Origin of the sequence: Amycolatopsis sp. NPDC051045 (assembly GCF_040682955.1) — a bacterium.
Lineage (GTDB): Bacteria > Actinomycetota > Actinomycetes > Mycobacteriales > Pseudonocardiaceae > Amycolatopsis.
The window spans coordinates 286,912-303,318 of sequence record NZ_JBFBCC010000009.1 but is presented as its reverse complement, the minus strand read 5'-3'; the positions used below and the strand labels follow the sequence as shown (position 1 = coordinate 303,318).

General features: G+C 70.7%; 17 protein-coding genes. 4 read left to right on the top strand and 13 right to left on the bottom strand.

All coding sequences use genetic code 11. The annotated features are described in order from the left end of the window. Positions 1-120 precede the first annotated feature (120 nt). The 3 genes from AB0M80_RS23250 to AB0M80_RS23240 are packed head-to-tail and all read right to left on the bottom strand — an operon-like array spanning position 121 to position 2,525. Complete coding sequence (locus tag AB0M80_RS23250; RefSeq protein WP_364568340.1) at positions 121-774, bottom strand: response regulator transcription factor; 654 nt, start codon at positions 772-774, stop codon at positions 121-123. After that, the gene (locus AB0M80_RS23245) at positions 771-1,997 is read right to left on the bottom strand and encodes a histidine kinase (RefSeq protein WP_364568338.1); all 1,227 of its coding nucleotides are present in this window, start codon (positions 1,995-1,997) and stop codon (positions 771-773) included. Before AB0M80_RS23245 ends, AB0M80_RS23250 begins: the two co-directional genes overlap by 4 nt. A 57-nt stretch (positions 1,998-2,054) precedes the next feature. After that, the gene (locus AB0M80_RS23240) at positions 2,055-2,525 is read right to left on the bottom strand and encodes an Lrp/AsnC family transcriptional regulator (protein WP_364568335.1); all 471 of its coding nucleotides are present in this window, start codon (positions 2,523-2,525) and stop codon (positions 2,055-2,057) included. A 109-nt stretch (positions 2,526-2,634) separates the two neighbouring features. On the opposite strand from AB0M80_RS23240, the gene AB0M80_RS23235 reads away from it, so the two are divergent. Beyond that, the gene (locus AB0M80_RS23235) at positions 2,635-3,525 is read left to right on the top strand and encodes a DMT family transporter (protein ID WP_364568332.1); all 891 of its coding nucleotides are present in this window, start codon (positions 2,635-2,637) and stop codon (positions 3,523-3,525) included. Between the two features lie 138 nt (positions 3,526-3,663). Here AB0M80_RS23235 and AB0M80_RS23230 read toward each other — a convergent pair whose 3' ends face one another. Beyond that, the gene (locus AB0M80_RS23230) at positions 3,664-4,206 is read right to left on the bottom strand and encodes a snapalysin family zinc-dependent metalloprotease (protein ID WP_364568330.1); all 543 of its coding nucleotides are present in this window, start codon (positions 4,204-4,206) and stop codon (positions 3,664-3,666) included. 184 nt (positions 4,207-4,390) lie between these two features. Between AB0M80_RS23230 and AB0M80_RS23225 the strand changes: the two genes are divergently transcribed. Further along, positions 4,391-6,337: an AarF/UbiB family protein gene (locus AB0M80_RS23225; RefSeq protein ID WP_364568328.1), complete on the top strand. Its 1,947-nt coding sequence runs from the start codon at positions 4,391-4,393 to the stop codon at positions 6,335-6,337. On the opposite strand, the gene lepB is transcribed toward AB0M80_RS23225, so the two are convergent. Beyond that, positions 6,261-7,016 (bottom strand): signal peptidase I, encoded by a 756-nt coding sequence (lepB, locus tag AB0M80_RS23220; RefSeq protein WP_364568590.1) that lies wholly within the window; start codon positions 7,014-7,016, stop codon positions 6,261-6,263. The two genes, AB0M80_RS23225 and lepB, sit on opposite strands and share 77 nt — an antisense overlap. A 38-nt stretch (positions 7,017-7,054) precedes the next feature. Beyond that, a complete protein-coding gene (locus tag AB0M80_RS23215) occupies positions 7,055-7,387 on the bottom strand; it encodes a YnfA family protein (protein ID WP_364568326.1) in 333 nt (110 codons plus the stop codon). An 18-nt stretch (positions 7,388-7,405) separates the two neighbouring features. On the opposite strand from AB0M80_RS23215, the gene AB0M80_RS23210 reads away from it, so the two are divergent. Further along, on the top strand, positions 7,406-8,200 hold the full coding sequence (locus tag AB0M80_RS23210) for a DUF4184 family protein (RefSeq protein ID WP_364568324.1): 795 nt from the start codon (positions 7,406-7,408) through the stop codon (positions 8,198-8,200). On the opposite strand, the gene AB0M80_RS23205 is transcribed toward AB0M80_RS23210, so the two are convergent. The 7 genes from AB0M80_RS23205 to AB0M80_RS23175 form a co-directional block, all read right to left on the bottom strand. Further along, complete coding sequence (locus AB0M80_RS23205) at positions 8,190-8,585, bottom strand: metal-sulfur cluster assembly factor (protein WP_364568322.1); 396 nt, start codon at positions 8,583-8,585, stop codon at positions 8,190-8,192. The genes AB0M80_RS23210 and AB0M80_RS23205 overlap by 11 nt on opposite strands. Further along, on the bottom strand, positions 8,582-9,031 hold the full coding sequence (gene sufU / locus AB0M80_RS23200; protein WP_364568321.1) for a Fe-S cluster assembly sulfur transfer protein SufU: 450 nt from the start codon (positions 9,029-9,031) through the stop codon (positions 8,582-8,584). Before sufU ends, AB0M80_RS23205 begins: the two co-directional genes overlap by 4 nt. Beyond that, a complete protein-coding gene (locus AB0M80_RS23195; protein WP_364568318.1) occupies positions 9,028-10,281 on the bottom strand; it encodes a cysteine desulfurase in 1,254 nt (417 codons plus the stop codon). Before AB0M80_RS23195 ends, sufU begins: the two co-directional genes overlap by 4 nt. A gap of 118 nt (positions 10,282-10,399) precedes the next feature. After that, positions 10,400-11,170: a Fe-S cluster assembly ATPase SufC gene (gene sufC / locus AB0M80_RS23190; RefSeq protein ID WP_364568315.1), complete on the bottom strand. Its 771-nt coding sequence runs from the start codon at positions 11,168-11,170 to the stop codon at positions 10,400-10,402. A 33-nt stretch (positions 11,171-11,203) separates the two neighbouring features. Then, on the bottom strand, positions 11,204-12,376 hold the full coding sequence (gene sufD / locus AB0M80_RS23185) for a Fe-S cluster assembly protein SufD (RefSeq protein WP_364568312.1): 1,173 nt from the start codon (positions 12,374-12,376) through the stop codon (positions 11,204-11,206). A gap of 2 nt (positions 12,377-12,378) precedes the next feature. Beyond that, complete coding sequence (gene sufB / locus AB0M80_RS23180; RefSeq protein WP_364568309.1) at positions 12,379-13,827, bottom strand: Fe-S cluster assembly protein SufB; 1,449 nt, start codon at positions 13,825-13,827, stop codon at positions 12,379-12,381. Further along, positions 13,824-14,600, bottom strand: a complete 777-nt coding sequence (locus tag AB0M80_RS23175; protein WP_364568587.1) for a metalloregulator ArsR/SmtB family transcription factor — start codon at positions 14,598-14,600, stop codon at positions 13,824-13,826. The genes sufB and AB0M80_RS23175 overlap by 4 nt, the downstream gene beginning before the upstream one ends. A 172-nt stretch (positions 14,601-14,772) precedes the next feature. Here AB0M80_RS23175 and mptB point away from each other — a divergent pair, with 172 nt between their 5' ends. After that, on the top strand, positions 14,773-16,404 hold the full coding sequence (gene mptB / locus AB0M80_RS23170) for a polyprenol phosphomannose-dependent alpha 1,6 mannosyltransferase MptB (protein WP_364568585.1): 1,632 nt from the start codon (positions 14,773-14,775) through the stop codon (positions 16,402-16,404). The last annotated feature ends 3 nt before the right edge of the window (positions 16,405-16,407 follow it).

Sequence of the window (16,407 nt, the reverse complement as noted above, 5' to 3'; positions counted from 1 at the left end):
CTGTTTCAGGTTGCCCCGGCTTCCAGGGCGAAGAAAAGGAAGCTCGGGAAGTGTCGAGGATCCGGCGCCCGGCCACGTCTCCGGCGAGTGCCAGGGTCGCGGGCCGTTCGTAATCCCGAATCAGCGCGACGGCGTCACGAACCCCGAGTCGTACGCCCGGATGACCGCCTGGGTGCGGTCCCGCGCCCCGAGTTTCGCCAGGACGTTGCCCACGTGGGTCTTCACCGTCTGGATGCCCACGTACAGCTCGCCGGCGATTTCCACATTGGACAGCCCGCCCGCCATCAGCCGCAGGACTTCGCGCTCGCGCTCGGTCAGCCCGGCCGCGGCCAGGCCGTCGCCGGCCGGGGCCGGGGCGTGCTGGGCGGCCAGCCGCCGGATCGCCGTCGGGAACAGCAGCGATTCGCCTGCCACGACTGTCCGGATCGCCGCGACGATCTCCTCCGGCCGGGCGCGCTTGAGCAGGAAGCCGCTGGCTCCCGCGACGAGCGCGTCGTAGACGTAGTCGTCGTTCTCGAAGGTGGTCACCACGATCACCTTCGGCGGATTGTCCAAACCGGACATCAGGTGCGTGGTGGCGCGGATCCCGTCCACCGCGGGCATCCGCACGTCCATCAGCACGACGTCGGGGCGCAGCCGGGCCACCAGCCCGGGGACCTCGGCGCCGTCGGCGGCCTCGCCGACCACCGCGAGGCCGTCCTCGCTGTCGACGATCGCCCGGAGCCCGGCCCGGATCAGCGGCTCGTCGTCGACCAGCAGGACGCGCACCCTCATCGCCCGCTCCCCCACGGCACCCGCACCACGACCTCCCACCGCTCGTCCACCGGTCCGGCCGACAGCTCGCCGCCGAGCACCGCCACCCGCTCGGTCATCCCGCGCAGGCCGCGGCCGCCGCCGGGCCGGCGCGGGCCGCTCCCCAGCGGGTTGGTCACCCGCGCGACCAGCTCGTGCGCGGCGACGTCGACGACCACCGCCACCGGGACCCAACCGGCGTGGCGCACCGCGTTGGTCAGGCATTCTTGCAGGATCCGGTACACCTCGCGGGACACCACCGGCGGCACCGCGGCCAGGTCGCCGTCGACGGCGGCGGTGACGTCGGTGCCGGCGAGCCGGGTCGTTTCGAGCAGGGCCGGCAGCCCGGCCAGCGTCGGCTGCGGCGTCCGGCCCGCCGCCTCCTCCCGCAGCAGGCCGAGCACGTGGTCGAGGTCGTCGAGCGCCGTGCGGGCGGACTCCTCGATGGCCCCCAGCGCCCGCTCGGTGAAGTCCGGGTCGGTGCGCAGGGTCCGCCGGGCGGCGCCCGCCTGGACGGTGACGACGCTCAGCGCGTGCCCGACCGAGTCGTGCAGCTCCCTGGCCAGGCGGTTGCGTTCGGCGAGTTGCTCGGTCCGCCGTTCGAGCCGGGCGATCCGGTCGGCGGCGGTCGTCCCGAGCAGCCGGGCCGCCGCCCGGCGCAGCAGCCCGCCGACCACCCGGACCGCGTAGATCAGCAGCACCAGGCCGAACACGAAGACCACGGGGAGCCACACCGACGCCCAGCCCGTCGGCACGGTCACCGCGTCGCCGCCGTCGGTCTGGAACAGGCGCCCGGTGAAGACCGCGCTGATCGACAGCCCGATCGCGACGGGGGCGGCGAGGCTGAAAGAGCTGACGACGAACCCGGCGCCGACGTGCAGCACGAACATCACGGCGGCGCGCGATCGGCCCCGGCGGGTGTGCGGTTTCGCGGGCGCGTCCGGCACCGGGTCGTCCAGCAGCTCGCGGACCGCGGTGGACTCGAGGACGTGGACCGCGGGCAGGAACGCCGTCCCGGCCAGGACGGCCAAGGTGAACAGGCCGCCGACGACGGTCGCCCGCTCCGGCGTGGTGACGAACGGCAGCAGCGACGGCACGGCGACCGCGGAGAACAGCAGGTAGGGCACGCTGATGGCGCCGCCGAGGACGAGGTAGACCCAGCGGCGGTAGGTCGCCTTGCTCGTCAGGGGCCGGAGGATGCGCACCCGCCGATCTTCGCAGCCGGACCCCGGCCGGCGCCTCCCTCTCCCGGTGGAAGCGCCTCACGCCTCGCCGTCGGGCGACGGCGGCGTCACCACGGTGCGGCGGAAGTGGTTGAAGATGACCGAGGTCCGGACGTCGACGATCTCCCGGCGCTGGGTCAGCCGATCGAGGACGAACCCGCTGAGGTGGTCGTTGTCGGCGACCGCGATGTGCAGCAGGAAGTCGTCGCTGCCGGACATGACGAAGACCGACAGCACTTCGGGCAGGCTCGTCACGAAGGCGCGGAACGATTCGATCACCGCGCGGTCGGGCGGGCGCAGCCGCACCGCGACCATCGCCTGCACCGGACGGCCGATCTTCTTCAGGTCGACGTCGACGTGGTGCCCGCGCACGATCCCGCGCCGGGTCAGGTCCCGCACCCGTTCGAGGCAGGTCGACTGGGCGATGTGCAGTCGGCGGGCGAGCTCCTTGTTGGTCTGCTTGGCGTCCTCCTGGAGCAGGGTCAGCAGGGCCGTATCAAGTTCGTCCATCGGGACCACACTCCTCTGGCAGGCTCGCGAAATTCGCTGTTTCGGCTGGTTCGCCGAATCTAGCACGGCGTTTTCCGGAGGAGTTCTGGTTCGTGTTTACCGTTGCCCCATGATCACCGAGTCTCCGGCGCGCGCCGGGTTTTCCGTGGCCGCCGTCCTGGGGGCCGCGCTGATCTGGAGCAGTTCGTTCGCGGTCACCAAGGTGGCACTGGCGGAGGTCCCGCCGATGACCCTCGGCGCGCTGCGCTTCGTCCTGGCGGCGCTCATCCTCGGCGTGGCGGTGCACACGGGCCCCGACCGGCGGCGGCTGCCGTCTCCCCGGCAACGGCTGTTCATCGGCGCCGCGGGCCTGCTCGGGATCACGGCGTACTTCGCGCTGGAGAATGTCGGCGTCGACCTGGCCACGGCCTCCGACGCGACGCTGATCGTGGCCTCGTACCCGATCATGACGCTGGTGCTGGAGGTTTTGGCCGGCCGCACGGCGGTCTCCCCGGTCCGGCTGACCGGCATGCTGGTGGCGATCGCGGGGGTCTGGCTGGTGGTCCAGGGCCAGCAACGCGGCGAGCACTCGCTGTGGGGCGACCTGATCCTCATCGCGGGCGGCCTCGTCTGGGCGGTGTACAACATCCTGGCGCGACGGGATGGCTCCGGCGCGTCGCCGATCGTGGTGACCTACTACCAGACCCTGGCCGGGGCGGGCGGGTTCGTGCTGCTCTCGCTGTCCGAAGTGGACCGATGGAGCGTCCCCGGCGGGGGAACCGTGCTGCGGATCGGCTTCTTGGCGGGGCTGTGTTCGGTCGCGGCGTTCCTGCTGTACAACCACGGCCTCCGCGGGCTCGAACCGAGTGTCGCGGTGAACCTGCTGAACATCGTGCCGGTGGCGGGTCTGGGGTGGGCGGTCCTGCTGGCCGGGGAGCGGCTCACGCTCGTGCAGGTCCTCGGCGGGGCCGTGGTCATCGCCGGGGTGACGCTGGGCCTGCACCGGAAGAGGACCGGATGAGCAGCCCCCACCCTCTCCGGGGGGCGTCCCAGGTCCAGTCTATCGGCGATGCCCGACGAAACGCCGGGAAAGCCGCCGCCCGGGCCTGGTTGTCCCCATCTCGGCCGGGGTGTGGACAACCAGGCCCGGGCGCTCGGTTCAGTGCGCGGCCGTGTGCATCTCGGCCGTCTGGGCCACCAGACCGTTGACCCACAAGGACTGCACCTTCGCCGCCTCGCCCGTGGACGGTTTGGCGTTCTTGCACGCCGTTCCCGGGCCGTGGCCGGACATCAGCTCCGTGCACGGTCCACTGTAGTGATCCGGCAGGCCGAGGTTGTGCCCGAGCTCGTGCGCCGCGATGCGCGTCGGGTCGTAGCCCTCCGCCACCTGGCTCGTGTCCAGGTAGATCTGGCCGCGGCCGTGGCCGTTGGTGTTCGTGTACGAGCCGCCGCTGTGCACTTCGTGGAACACGATCGTCGCGCCCGTGCTGCGCTTGACCAGCTTGACGTCGCTGACGGCCGCGTTCCAGTTGGCCGCGCCCTGATCAATCTGGGTGAGGTAGTCCGGCGCGCCCGACGAGCTGTAGTACAGCGTCGTGACCGCCGCCGCCGAGGCGGCCGGGGCGGTGGCGAGGCCCAAGCCCAGCGGGGCCGCGACGGCCATGGCCAAGGCCACGACCCGGCCGATCACGCGTCCGTTCATTGAGACTCCTTCGTCCGGTTCGCAGAGCACTTCACCGTGATTCGCGCGACCAGGTTAGAAGGTCACCAACCGCCGGGGCCACGGCCGAAAGTCGTTCCCTCTCGGGAGGGAGACCGCTCCCGCCGCCGCGGGAGCCCCCGGCCCCGGCCGCCGTGGTCTGCTCGTCCCCGGCGAAAGGGAACCGATGGACATCTTGCTGGGCCTGCTGACCCTCCCCCTGTACGTGCTCGTGCTGTGGCCACTCGTGGCCGCGTCGCGGCGGGTGCTCGGCGTCCGGATCGGCGCCGTCCGCGCCCTGTGCGCCGCCGGGTTCGGCTGGCTGGTCGCGGGCGGCATCGGACAGGCGTTCCCGGTTCCGCTGCTGCGCAACGGCGGTGCGGCCTTCGGCCTGCTGATCCCGTTGGCGGGCAGCGCTTTCCTCGCGACGCTGATCTTCCTGTTCGTCGCCGAGATAGCCCTGCCCGACGGCGTCGGGCTCGGCCGGCTGCGGGGCCGGATCGCCCGCAGCCGCCGGTACGCCCAAATCAGCCGGATCGCCATCAAGCATGGGCTCGGCCGCTACCTGACCGGCCGGCGTGAACCCGGTCTCGCGCCGGGACGGCACGCCAAGCTCGCCCGGTCCCTGCGTCGAGCCCTCGAGGAGGGCGGCGTGACGTTCGTGAAGCTCGGTCAGCTGCTCTCCACCCGCGCGGACCTGCTGCCCCCGGTGTTCGTCGACGAGCTCGGCCGGCTGCAGGACCAGGTCGCGCCCGCCCGCGCCGAAGCCGTGTGGGCCCTGCTGGCCGCCGAACTCGGGGGCTCCCCCGACGACGTCTTCGCCGAGTTCGACCCGGAACCCCTGGCCGCCGCGTCGGTCGCGCAGGTCTACCGCGCGAAGCTGCACAGCGGCGAAGACGTCGTGGTCAAGGTCCAGCGCCCGGGCGTGCGGGAGCAGGCCGAGCGCGACATCGGCATCGTCCGCCGCGTCGCCGCGGCGCTGGCGGACCGCGCGGACTGGGCGCGGTCGCTCGGCGTCAGCGAGCTGGCCGACGGCTTCGCCGCAGCGCTGGCCGAGGAGCTCGACTTCACCATCGAAGCGCGCAACATCGCCGCCGTCGCCGCCGCGGGCCCGCCGGACGTCGCGCTGCCGAAAATCCACAAAGGACTATCGACCGACCGCGTGCTGGTCATGTCCCGCTTGGCCGGCCGGCCGCTCACCACGGCGAAGGACTCCCTGCCCGCGGCCGAGCGGAAACGGCTCGCACGATCGCTCCTGCGCTGCCTGCTCGACCAGGTCATGATCGGCGGCGTCTTCCACGCCGACCCCCACCCGGGCAACCTGATGCTGCTGGACGACGGCCGCCTCGGCCTGCTCGACTTCGGCTCGGTCGGCCGCCTCGACGCCGGACTGCGCGGCGGCCTGCAGAACCTGCTGCTCGCCCTGGACCGCGGCGACCCGGCCGGCCTGCGCGACGGCCTCCTGGAAATCGTCGACCGCACCGGCGAAATCGACGAACAGCGCCTCGAACGCGCCCTCGGCGCCCTGGTCGCCCGGCACTTCGGCCCCGGCCGGACCCCGGACCTCGACCTGTTCACCGGCCTGTTCCGCGTGGTCGCGGACTTCCGGCTCAGCGTGCCACCGCCGGTGGCCGCGGTCTTCCGCGCCCTGGCCACGGTGGAGGGCACCCTCGCCGCGCTGGATCCCGGGTTCGACATCGTCGCCGAGTCCCGCGCGTTCGCCGTCGAGCAGGTCGGCGCCGGGCTGCGGCCGGGCCCGCTGGGCCGCACCGCGGTCGGCGAACTGACCGCACTGCTGCCGGTGCTGCGCCGCATCCCCCGCCGCATCGACCGGATCGGCGCGGCCCTGGAGGAGGGCAGGCTGTCGGTGAACGTCCGGCTGTTCTCCGACGAGCGCGACCGCGACGTCGTCACCGGCCTGGTCCACGAAGCCCTGCTGGCCTTCGTCGGCGCGGCGACCGGGCTGATGGCGGTCCTGCTGCTGACCGGCTCGGGCGGCCCGCGGATCGCCGCGGACCTGACGCTGCACCAGGTGTTCGGCTACAACCTGCTGGTGATCAGCGCACTGGTGGGCCTGCGGCTGCTTTTCGTCGTTTTCCGGCGTTCCGGACGAGCGTCACGATCAGCCCGATGAAGCCGGCGATGAACAGGACGACGCCGCCGAGGATCCACCACCGCAGGCCGGTCAGGGCGCCGTCGGAGTACGGCGCTCCGGGCAGGCCCGCGTCGGTGAACGCGCTGACCGGGGTCAGCGGCTTCGGGGTGACGACCGTGCCGGTGGCGACCACGAGCCCGATGAGGCCGGACGACCGCACCGGGCCGCCGAACCGTGAGTCGTCGGAATTGCCCCGGTTGTCACCTTCGACGAAGATCGCGCCCTCGGGCACCTTGGCGGAGAACTCGAAGAGACCTTCGTAGCCGGGCGTGATGTAGGGCTCGGTGATCGGCTTGCCGTTGACCGAGAGGTGCTCGTCGGTGCAGCAGGCGACCGTGTCCCCCGCGACCCCGACCACACGGACGACACTGACTCCCTCGCGGGGCGATGCGGTGTACGCACTCATGTCGATGGCGACGAGATCCCCGCGGTGCACCTCGGCGGCGCCGGCCCGGCGCACGACGAGCCGGTCGCCGGTCGCCAGGGTCGGGCTCATGTTCCCGCTCTGCAATACGTAAGCCTGGTACCCCAGCGTCAGCCGGCCGAAGCCGTAGACACCGGCGCCGACGCCGAGCACCATGACGGCGATCATCATCAGCAGCAGCTTGGAGCCGCCGGAGCGTTTCGCTGCGGATGGCGGCGCGGGCGGGAAAGACATTTCGGTCACGAAGATCTATCGCACCCTCGTCGGCGGCGTTACCCCGCGCGCGGGGCGTACATGATCACCGCGACCCCGGCCAGGCAGAGCAGCGCGCCGAGCACGTCGTAGCGGTCGGGGCGGTAACCGTCCGCGACCACGCCCCAGGCCAGCGAACCCGCGACGAACACGCCGCCGTACGCGGCGAGAATGCGGCCGAAGTGGGCGGCCGGCTGGAGGGTCGCCACGAAGCCGTACACGCCGAGCGCCACCACTCCGCCGCCGATCCACAGCAGACCGCGGTGTTCGCGGATGCCTTGCCAGATCAGCCAGGCGCCGCCGATTTCGCACACCGCCGCGGCCAGGAACAGGACGATCGACCGCAGGACCACCCCGGGATACTAACCCCCGTGCCGTTCACGCTGAGTCACCCGGCCGCCGTGCTGCCGCTGGCGAAACACCCCCTGGTGCCGTCGGCGCTCGTCGCCGGGTCGGTCGCGCCCGATCTCTTCTGGTTCCTGCCCGCGCCGGAAGGGCTCGGCCTGTCCCGGACTCACGAGTTCACGGCGGTCCTCTGGCTCGACCCGCTCCTCGCGCTGGCCCTGCTCGCCGTCTTCCACGTGCTGCTGAAGGGGCCGCTCCTGGCGCTGGCGCCGAAACCCCTGGCCGAACGGCTCCCCCGCCGCTTCGGCTGGAAGCGGCCGGGGTGGATCGCCTTGTCACTCGTGCTCGGTGCCGCCACGCACGTCGGCTGGGACGCCTTCACCCACGAAAGCGGCGGGCCTTCGTTCCTGCGGATCCCGATCGTCACCGGCGTCGACGTCGGACGGCTGATCCAGCTGGTCAGCACCCTCGCCGGGGCCGCCGTGCTCGGCTGGTGGCTGTGGCGCTGGTACCGCACCGCGCCCGTCGCACCGGCGCCGCCCGGCACCCGCCACCGGAAGACCGTCGCCGCGTTCCTGGCGGCCGGCTCGCTCACCGGAGTGCTGGCGTCCGTGCTGCCTTTTTTCGCCCACCACGACCCGATGACCCCTGCGGGCGTGGTCGGCAACGCGACCTACCTGCTTGCCACCGGCGCCTGCAGCGGTTTCGCCGTCGCGCTCGGCCTCTACGCGCTGACCTGGCACGTGCGGTACAGGTCGTTATACACCAAACGGGCCACCCCGGAGGGTGACCCGTTCGATGCGGAAGAAATCAGACGGTGAAGCCGAGGGCGCGCAGCTGCTCGCGGCCGTCCTCGGTGATCTTCTCCGGGCCCCACGGCGGCATCCAGACCCAGTTGATCCGGAAGTCCTTGACCAGGCCACCCGACGTCAGCGCGGCCGAGGTCTGGTCTTCGATGACGTCGGTCAGCGGGCAGGCCGCCGAGGTGAGCGTCATGTCGATCGTCGCGGTGTTGTCCGGCTCGACGCGGATGTCGTAGACCAGCCCGAGGTCGACGACGTTGATGCCGAGCTCCGGGTCGACGACGTCGCGCATGGCTTCCTCGACGTCCTCGAGCTTGGCGAGCTCGATGTCCTGCTTCGCGGTGGCCTCGGCGTCGAGGTCGGCGGCGGTGCGCCCCTCACGAGTGGCGGTTTCTTCGGTCATGCTTTCCCATCTCCACTGGTGGTCCGGGCGACGGCGTCCTTGAAAGCCATCCAGCCGAGGAGGGCGCACTTCACGCGGGCGGGGTACTTGGCTACGCCCGCGAAGGCGATCCCGTCCTCCAGCACGTCCTCGTCCGGCTCGACCTTTCCCTTGCCCTGCATCAGTTCGACGAAGGCGTCCATGGTGGTGAACGCCTCCTCGAGCGTGTGGCCGACGACGAGATCCGTCAAGACCGACGTCGAGGCCTGGCTGATCGAGCAGCCCTGGCCATCGTAGGAGACGTCGGTGACCTTCCCGTCGTCGAGCTTGACCCGCAGGGTCACCTCGTCGCCGCAGGTCGGGTTGACCTGGAACGACTCGGCGTCGAACGGGTCGCGCAGGCCGCGCCCGTGCGGGTTCTTGTAGTGGTCCAGGATGATTTCCTGGTACATGCTCTCCAGGTTCACTGCCCCACCCCGAAGAACTTCTGGGCCTCGCGCACACCCGCCACCAGCGCGTCCACTTCGGACAGCGTGTTGTACAGGTAGAACGACGCCCGGACGGTCGCCTGGGCGCCGCAGGCCCGGTGCAGCGGCCACGCGCAGTGGTGGCCGACGCGGACCGCGATGCCGAGGCTGTCGAGCACTTGGCCGGCGTCGTGCGGGTGCACGCCGTCGATCACGAACGACACGGTCGCGCCGCGATCCTTCAGGTCGGTCGGTCCGACGATCCGGACGCCCGGGATCGCGCCGATGCCCTCAAGGGCTGCCGCGGCGAGCTCGTGCTCGTGTGCCGCGATGCGGTCCATGCCGATGCCCGAGAGGTAATCGACGGCCGCGCCGAGGCCGATGGCCTGCGACGTCATCGGCACGCCGGCTTCGAACCGCTGCGGCGGCGGCGCGAAGGTCGAGCCCTCCATGCGGACCATCTCGATCATCGATCCGCCGGTGAGGAACGGCGGCATCGCCGACAGCAGCTCGGTGCGCCCGTAGAGGACGCCGATGCCGGACGGGCCGAGCATCTTGTGCCCGGAGAACACCGCGAAGTCGACGCCCAGCGCGTGGAAATCAACGGCGAAGTGCGGCACCGACTGACAGGCGTCGAGCACGGTCAGCGCGCCGACCGCCTTGGCCTTCTCGACCAGCAGCGAAACCGGGTTGACCGTGCCGAGGACGTTGGACTGGTGCGCGAACGCGACGACCTTCGTGCGCGCGGTGATGAGCTCGTCCACTTCGGACAGATCGAGCCGGCCGTCCGCGGTCACCTTGAACCACTTCAGCGTCGCCCCGGTGCGCTGGCACAACTGCTGCCACGGCACGAGGTTCGCGTGGTGCTCCATCTCGGTGATGACGATCTCGTCGCCCGGCCCGACCCGGAAGCGCTCGGCCTCCGGGCCGCCCGTGGCGGCGTTGCTCATCGAGTACGCGACGAGGTTGATGCCCTCGGTCGCGTTCTTGGTGAACACCAGTTCCTCGGGCTCGGCGCCGACGAACTCCGCGATCTTCGCGCGCGCGGACTCGTAGGCGTCGGTGGCCTCTTCGGACAGCTGGTGCGCACCGCGGTGGACGGCGGCGTTCGAGGTGAAGACGTAGTCGCGTTCGGCGTCGAACACCTGCGTCGGGCGTTGCGACGTCGCCCCGGAGTCCAGGTACACCAAGGGTTTCCCGTCGCGAACCGTGCGCGACAGGATGGGGAAGTCGGCCCTGAGGGCCGCCACGTCGAGTGGCAGCTCTGCCGAAGCACTCTTTCCCGCTGAGGCAGCATCAGCAGAGCTGGCCGAGGTGGTGGTCATCGGGCCGACTCCTCTCGTTCTCGGTGTAGTACTGGGAAAAACGTCAGAGCGCGGCCGGCTCGGGCTTGCCGGCGTACTTGACGTAGCCGTGCTCCTCCAGCTCGTCGGCCAATGCTTTCTGGCCCGACTCGACGATCTTGCCGCCGGCGAAGACGTGCACGAAGTCCGGCGTGATGTGCCGCAGGATCCGGGTGTAGTGCGTGATCAGCATGACGCCGACCTCGCTGTTCGCCTTGTACTGGTTGACGCCCTCGGACACGACGCGCAACGCGTCGACGTCGAGGCCGGAGTCGGTCTCGTCGAGGATGGCGAACTTCGGCTTGAGCAGCGCCAGCTGCAGAATCTCGTGGCGCTTCTTCTCGCCGCCGGAGAAACCCTCGTTGACCGAGCGCTCGGCGAACTCCTGCGAGATCTCGAGCTTGCCCATCTCCTCCTTGACCTCCTTGACCCAGAGGCGCAGCTTGGGAGCCTCGCCACGGACCGCGGTGGCCGCGGTGCGGAGGAAGTTGGACATGGACACGCCGGGCACCTCGACCGGGTACTGCATCGCGAGGAACAGGCCGGCGCGGGCGCGCTCGTCGACGCTCATCTCGAGCACGTTCTCGCCGTCGAGCAGCACCTCGCCGGAGGTCACGTGGTACTTGGGGTGACCGGCGATCGCGTAGGACAGGGTGGACTTGCCGGAGCCGTTGGGGCCCATGATCGCGTGCGTCTCGCCTGAGGAGATCGTCAGGTTGACGCCCTTGAGGATCTCCTTGGCGCCTTCGTCGGTGTCGACCGAGGCGTGCAGGTCCTTGATTTCCAGGGTAGCCATTCTTCGTTTCCTAAAAGTCTGCGGTGGACGGCGTCAGGCGCCAACGGCTTCGAGCTCGGCCTCGATCGCGGCCTCGAGGCGCTCGCGCACCTCGGGGACGTCGATCTTCACCAGGATCTCGTGGAAGAACCCGCGGACGACCAAGCGTCGAGCGGCTTCTTCGGCGATCCCGCGCGACTGGAGGTAGAACAACTGCTCGTCGTCGAACCTTCCCGTCGCGCTCGCGTGGCCGGCGCCTTCGATCTCGCCGGTTTCGATCTCCAGGTTCGGCACCGAGTCCGCACGCGCCCCGGGCGTGAGCACCAGGTTGCGGTTGAACTCGTAGGTGTCGGTGGCCTCGGCCGCGGCCCGGATCAGCACGTCGCCGATCCACACGGTGTGCGCGCCTTCGCCCTGCAGCGCGCCCTTGTAGCCCACGCGGGACTTGCAGTTCGGCACCGCGTGGTCGACGAAGAGGCGGTGCTCCTGGTGCTGGCCACCGTCCGCGAAGTAGACGCCGAGCATGTCGACGTCGCCGCCCTTGTCGGTGAAGGTCGCCGTCGGCGAGACGCGGACGAGGTCACCACCCAGGGTGATCACGGTGTGCCGCAGCGCGGCGTCGCGGCCCAGCTTCAGGTGCTGCTCGGAGACGTGCACCGCGTCGTCGGCCCAGTCCTGGACGCTGACCACGGTGACCTTGGCGCCGTCGCCGATGACGAACTCGACGTTGTCGGCGTAGGTGCCCGAGCCGACGTGGTCGAGCACGATGACGGCCTCGGCGAACGCTTCGGCGCGGACCTGCAGGTGCCCGTAGGCGACCTGGCCCTCGCCCGGGCCGTGGATGCGCAGCACCGACGGCTTGGACGCCTTCGTCTCCTTCGGCACCGTCACGATGGTGGCCTTCGTGAACGAGGAGTACGCCTGCGCGGCGATCCGGTCGCTCGGGACGCCGGCCTGGCCCAGCCGCGGGTCGTCGCGGCCGACGGTCACGATGCCCAGCTCGGGCGCGGCGTCGGCTTCGAGGGTGATCTCGCCGGTGGCGGACGCGCTGCCGTCGTGCAGGCCGCGCAGCCGCTTCATCGGCGTGAAGCGCCAGTTCTCCTCACGGCCGCTCGGGACCTCGAAGGCCTCGACGTCGTAGGAGGTGAAGCGCTCCGCGCGGGAGGCCGCCGGAATGACGGCCCCCTCGCGCAGCGCGCCGGAAACGTTGTTCTCGGTAACCGACATGACTAGCCGACGGACCCTTCCATCTGGAGCTCGATCAGGCGGTTCAGCTCGAGCGCGTACTCCATCGGCAGCTCACGCGCGATGGGCTCGACGAACCCGCGCACGATCATCGCCATCGCCTCGGCCTCGTCGAGGCCGCGCGACATCAGGTAGAACAGCTGCTCTTCGCTGACCTTCGACACCGTGGCCTCGTGGCCCATGGACACCTCGTCGTTGCGGATGTCCACGTACGGGTAGGTGTCCGAGCGCGAGATGGTGTCCACCAGCAGCGCGTCACAGACGACGCTGGAGCGCGAGTGGTGCGCGCGCTTCGCGACGCGGACCAGGCCGCGGTACGAGGTGCGGCCACCGCCGCGCGCCACCGACTTCGACACGATCGTCGAGGACGTGTACGGCGCGAGGTGCTCCATCTTGGCGCCCGCGTCCTGGTGCTGGCCCTCGCCCGCGAACGCGACCGACAGGACCTCGCCCTTGGCGTGCTCGCCCATGAGGAACACCGACGGGTACTTCATCGTCACCTTGGAACCGATGTTGCCGTCGATCCATTCCATGGTCGCGCCCGCTTCGCACTTGGCGCGCTTGGTGACCAGGTTGTAGACGTTGTTCGACCAGTTCTGGATGGTCGTGTAGCGGCAGCGGGCGCCCTTCTTGACGATGATCTCCACGACCGCCGAGTGCAGCGAGTCGGACTGGTAGATCGGCGCCGTGCAGCCCTCGACGTAGTGCACGTAGGCGTCTTCGTCGACGATGATCAGGGTGCGCTCGAACTGGCCCATGTTCTCGGTGTTGATCCGGAAGTAGGCCTGCAGCGGGATGTCCACCTTGACGCCCTTGGGCACGTAGATGAACGAGCCACCGGACCACACCGCCGTGTTCAGCGCGGAGAACTTGTTGTCCCCGGCGGGGATGACCGAGCCGAAGTACTCCTCGAACAGCTCCGGGTGCGTCTTGAGCGCGGTGTCCGTGTCCAGGAAGAGCACGCCCTGCTTCTCGAGGTCCTCGCGGATCGAGTGGTAGACGACCTCGGACTCGTACTGCGCCGCGACACCGGCGACGAGGCGCTGCTTCTCCGCCTCGGGGATGCCCAGCCTGTCGTAGGTGTTCTTGATGTCCTCGGGCAGCTCTTCCCAGCTGGTGGCCTGCTTCTCGCTGGAGCGCACGAAGTACTTGATGTTGTCGAAGTCGATCCCGGAGAGGTCCGCGCCCCAGTTGGGCATGGGCTTCTTCTGAAAGAGCTTGAGCGCCTTCAGTCGCGCTTCGCGCATCCACTCCGGCTCGGACTTCTTCGAGGAGATGTCGGTGACGACGTCCTCGTTCAGCCCGCGGCGGGCGGTCGAGCCCGCCTCGTCGGAGTCGGCCCAGCCGAACGCGTACTTGCCCAGGGACTCGATGGTCTCTTCCTGGCTCAAGGGCGCGGTGGTGGGAGTGCGCTGCTCGGCAGCGGCAGTCATGCGGGTTTCCCTCCATTCGGGATCCGTGCTGTGCGCCCAGTGGGCACCGTGCTTCCCGGCTCGGGATGGGCCGGGTGACCCGTCGTAACGGGTACGTGGGTGGTGCACGCGGAATCACCGCGCGCGATGGTCGCCAGCCGCTGGACGTGGGTGCCCAGCAGCTTCGCGAACGCCTCCGTCTCGGCCTCGCACAGCTGCGGGAACTCCGCGGCCACGTGGGCGACCGGACAGTGGTGCTGGCAAAGCTGCGCGCCGACGGTTTGACCCGGGGCCGGAGCGCCGACCTGACGGGTCGACGCAGCGTAGCCCTCCCTGGTCAGCGCGGTCGCGAGGGCCTCCGCGCGCGTCGCCGGATCACTCGCTCCGGTGATCGACAGGCGGTGGGGCTCGACCAGCTTCGCGACGCGGCGCTCGGCGAAGGCGCGCACGGCGTCTTCGCCGGCGTGCTCGGCGAGGAAGCGGATGGCCGACACGGCCAGGTCGTCGTAGGCGTGCCCGAACCGGGCGCGCCCGGCCTCGGTGAGCAGGAACAGTTTCGCCGGACGACCCCGGCCTCGGGGTCCACGGCGCGGCGCGTCCCGCGTCTCGGCTTCGCCATCCGAGAGAAGAGCTTCGAAGTGGCGGCGGACGGCGGTCGGGCTGATCCCGAGCTGCTCGGCGACCACGACGGCGGTCATGGGACCCTGTTCCAGCAGCAGCCGGGCGATCTCGTGCCGGGTCTTGCCTTCGGCGCTGACCTGCGACGGAACGTGCGGATGCGTGGCCCGCGGCAGATCGCCGCCCGCCCGCTCGCTCGCCTCCGTCTTTTTCACAACACAAGTGTGTCTTATTTCCCCGTGATCGGCAAAGGCGGGGTGTCCGGCAGTGACTCGACTCACTCCGGGACGGCACCGATACCCTGCAGGCGTGGCAGTGGGCGAACACCCGGCGCAGCAGGGCCGGCAAGTGGAACGAATCGCGACCGAGCGTGTCCACGCGGTGACGATCTCGCCCGTCCGCCCCCGCGAACCGCTCCCCCTGGAGGCCGGCGAACGGCGCGCGCTGAACGTCGTCCGCCGCTTCGGCACGATCGGGTCGCTCTTCCTCGCGCTCGGCTCCCTCGGCGCCGGCGCCGCCCCGGTGATCAACCCGGTGCAGGAGATCCCGGTGCTGCGGCTGTTCACCCGGATCCCGACGGTGTCGCTGGCCATCGCCATCTCCGGGATGGGCATCCTGGTGCTGAGCTGGCTGATGCTCGGCAAGTTCGCCCTCCCCGACCGCGCCCGCCTCGCGTCGCAGGGCCAGCTCGCGCGCACCATCGCGCTGTGGGTGCTGCCGCTGCTGGTCATCCCCCCGCTGTTCTCCCGCGACGTCTACAGCTACCTCGCGCAGAGCGAAATCGTGCACCGCGGGATGGACCCCTACACCCTCGGCCCGGCGCAGGCCCTCGGCGTCGCGGACAAGTTCACCGCGGGCGTGTCGAACATGTGGCGCGAGACGCCGGCGCCGTACGGGCCGTTGGTGCTGCGCCTCGGCGGCTGGCTCGCGCCGCTCGCCGGCAACAGCATCGCCGTCGGCGTGCTGCTGCAGCGGCTGCTGGCCCTGGCCGGCGTCGTCCTCATCGTCTGGGCGCTGCCCCGGCTGGCCCGCCGGTTCGGCGTCCAGCCCGCGACCGCGCTGTGGCTCGGCGCGCTGAACCCGCTGCTGATCTTCCACTTCGTCGCCGGCGCCCACAACGACGCGCTCGCCGTCGGCCTGATGCTCGCCGGCCTGGAGGTGGGCATCCGGCGGCTGCCGATCCGCGTCAAGGGCGATACGCCGCCTCCGCTCGCGCGCGGGGAACTGCTGTACATCGCGCTCGGGGTCGCGATCATCACGCTCGGCGTCGCGGTGAAGCTGCCCGCGGTGTTCGCGCTGCCGTTCTTCGCCGTGATGGTGGCCCGGCGGTGGCACGGCCGGCTCAAGGACCTGTTCTCGGCCGGGGCACCGATGGCGGCGTGGTTCGGCGTGGTCCTGGTGGCCGTCTGCTTCGGCACCGGGCTGGGGTTCGGCTGGGTCGGCGCGACGTTCAACACCCCCGGCCTGGTCCGCTCCTGGATCTCCCCCACCGCCGAGCTGGCCAACCTCTCCGGCGTCCTCGGCATCGCGCTCGGGCTGGGCAACCACACGAACGCGCTGGTGCCGATCCTCGGCGCGCTCGGCTACCTCGTCGCCGTCGGGATCACCTTCAAGTTCCTGTGGGACAGCTTCAAGTGGCGCTACCGGCCGATCATCGGCCTCGGCGTCGCACTGGGCGCGGTGATGATCCTGCAGATCAACCTGCAGCCCTGGTACGTGCTGTGGGCGGTGATCCCGCTGGCGGCGGCGGCCGGGACGTCCCGGTTCCGGGTGGCCGCGACGGTGCTGTCCGCCGCCCTGCCGTTCCTGCTCCCGCCCACCGGCAGCACCTTCGACGGCCGCCCGTACGTGCTGCCGTTCGCCTACGTCGCGGCGATCGTCGTCTGCGGCGCGGGCATGCTGATCGTGCGGCGGCTCGCCCCCGTGTTGCTCTCCCGGCCGTCCCCGCGGGTGCCCGCGCGGGCCGACGCCGTATCGTGACCC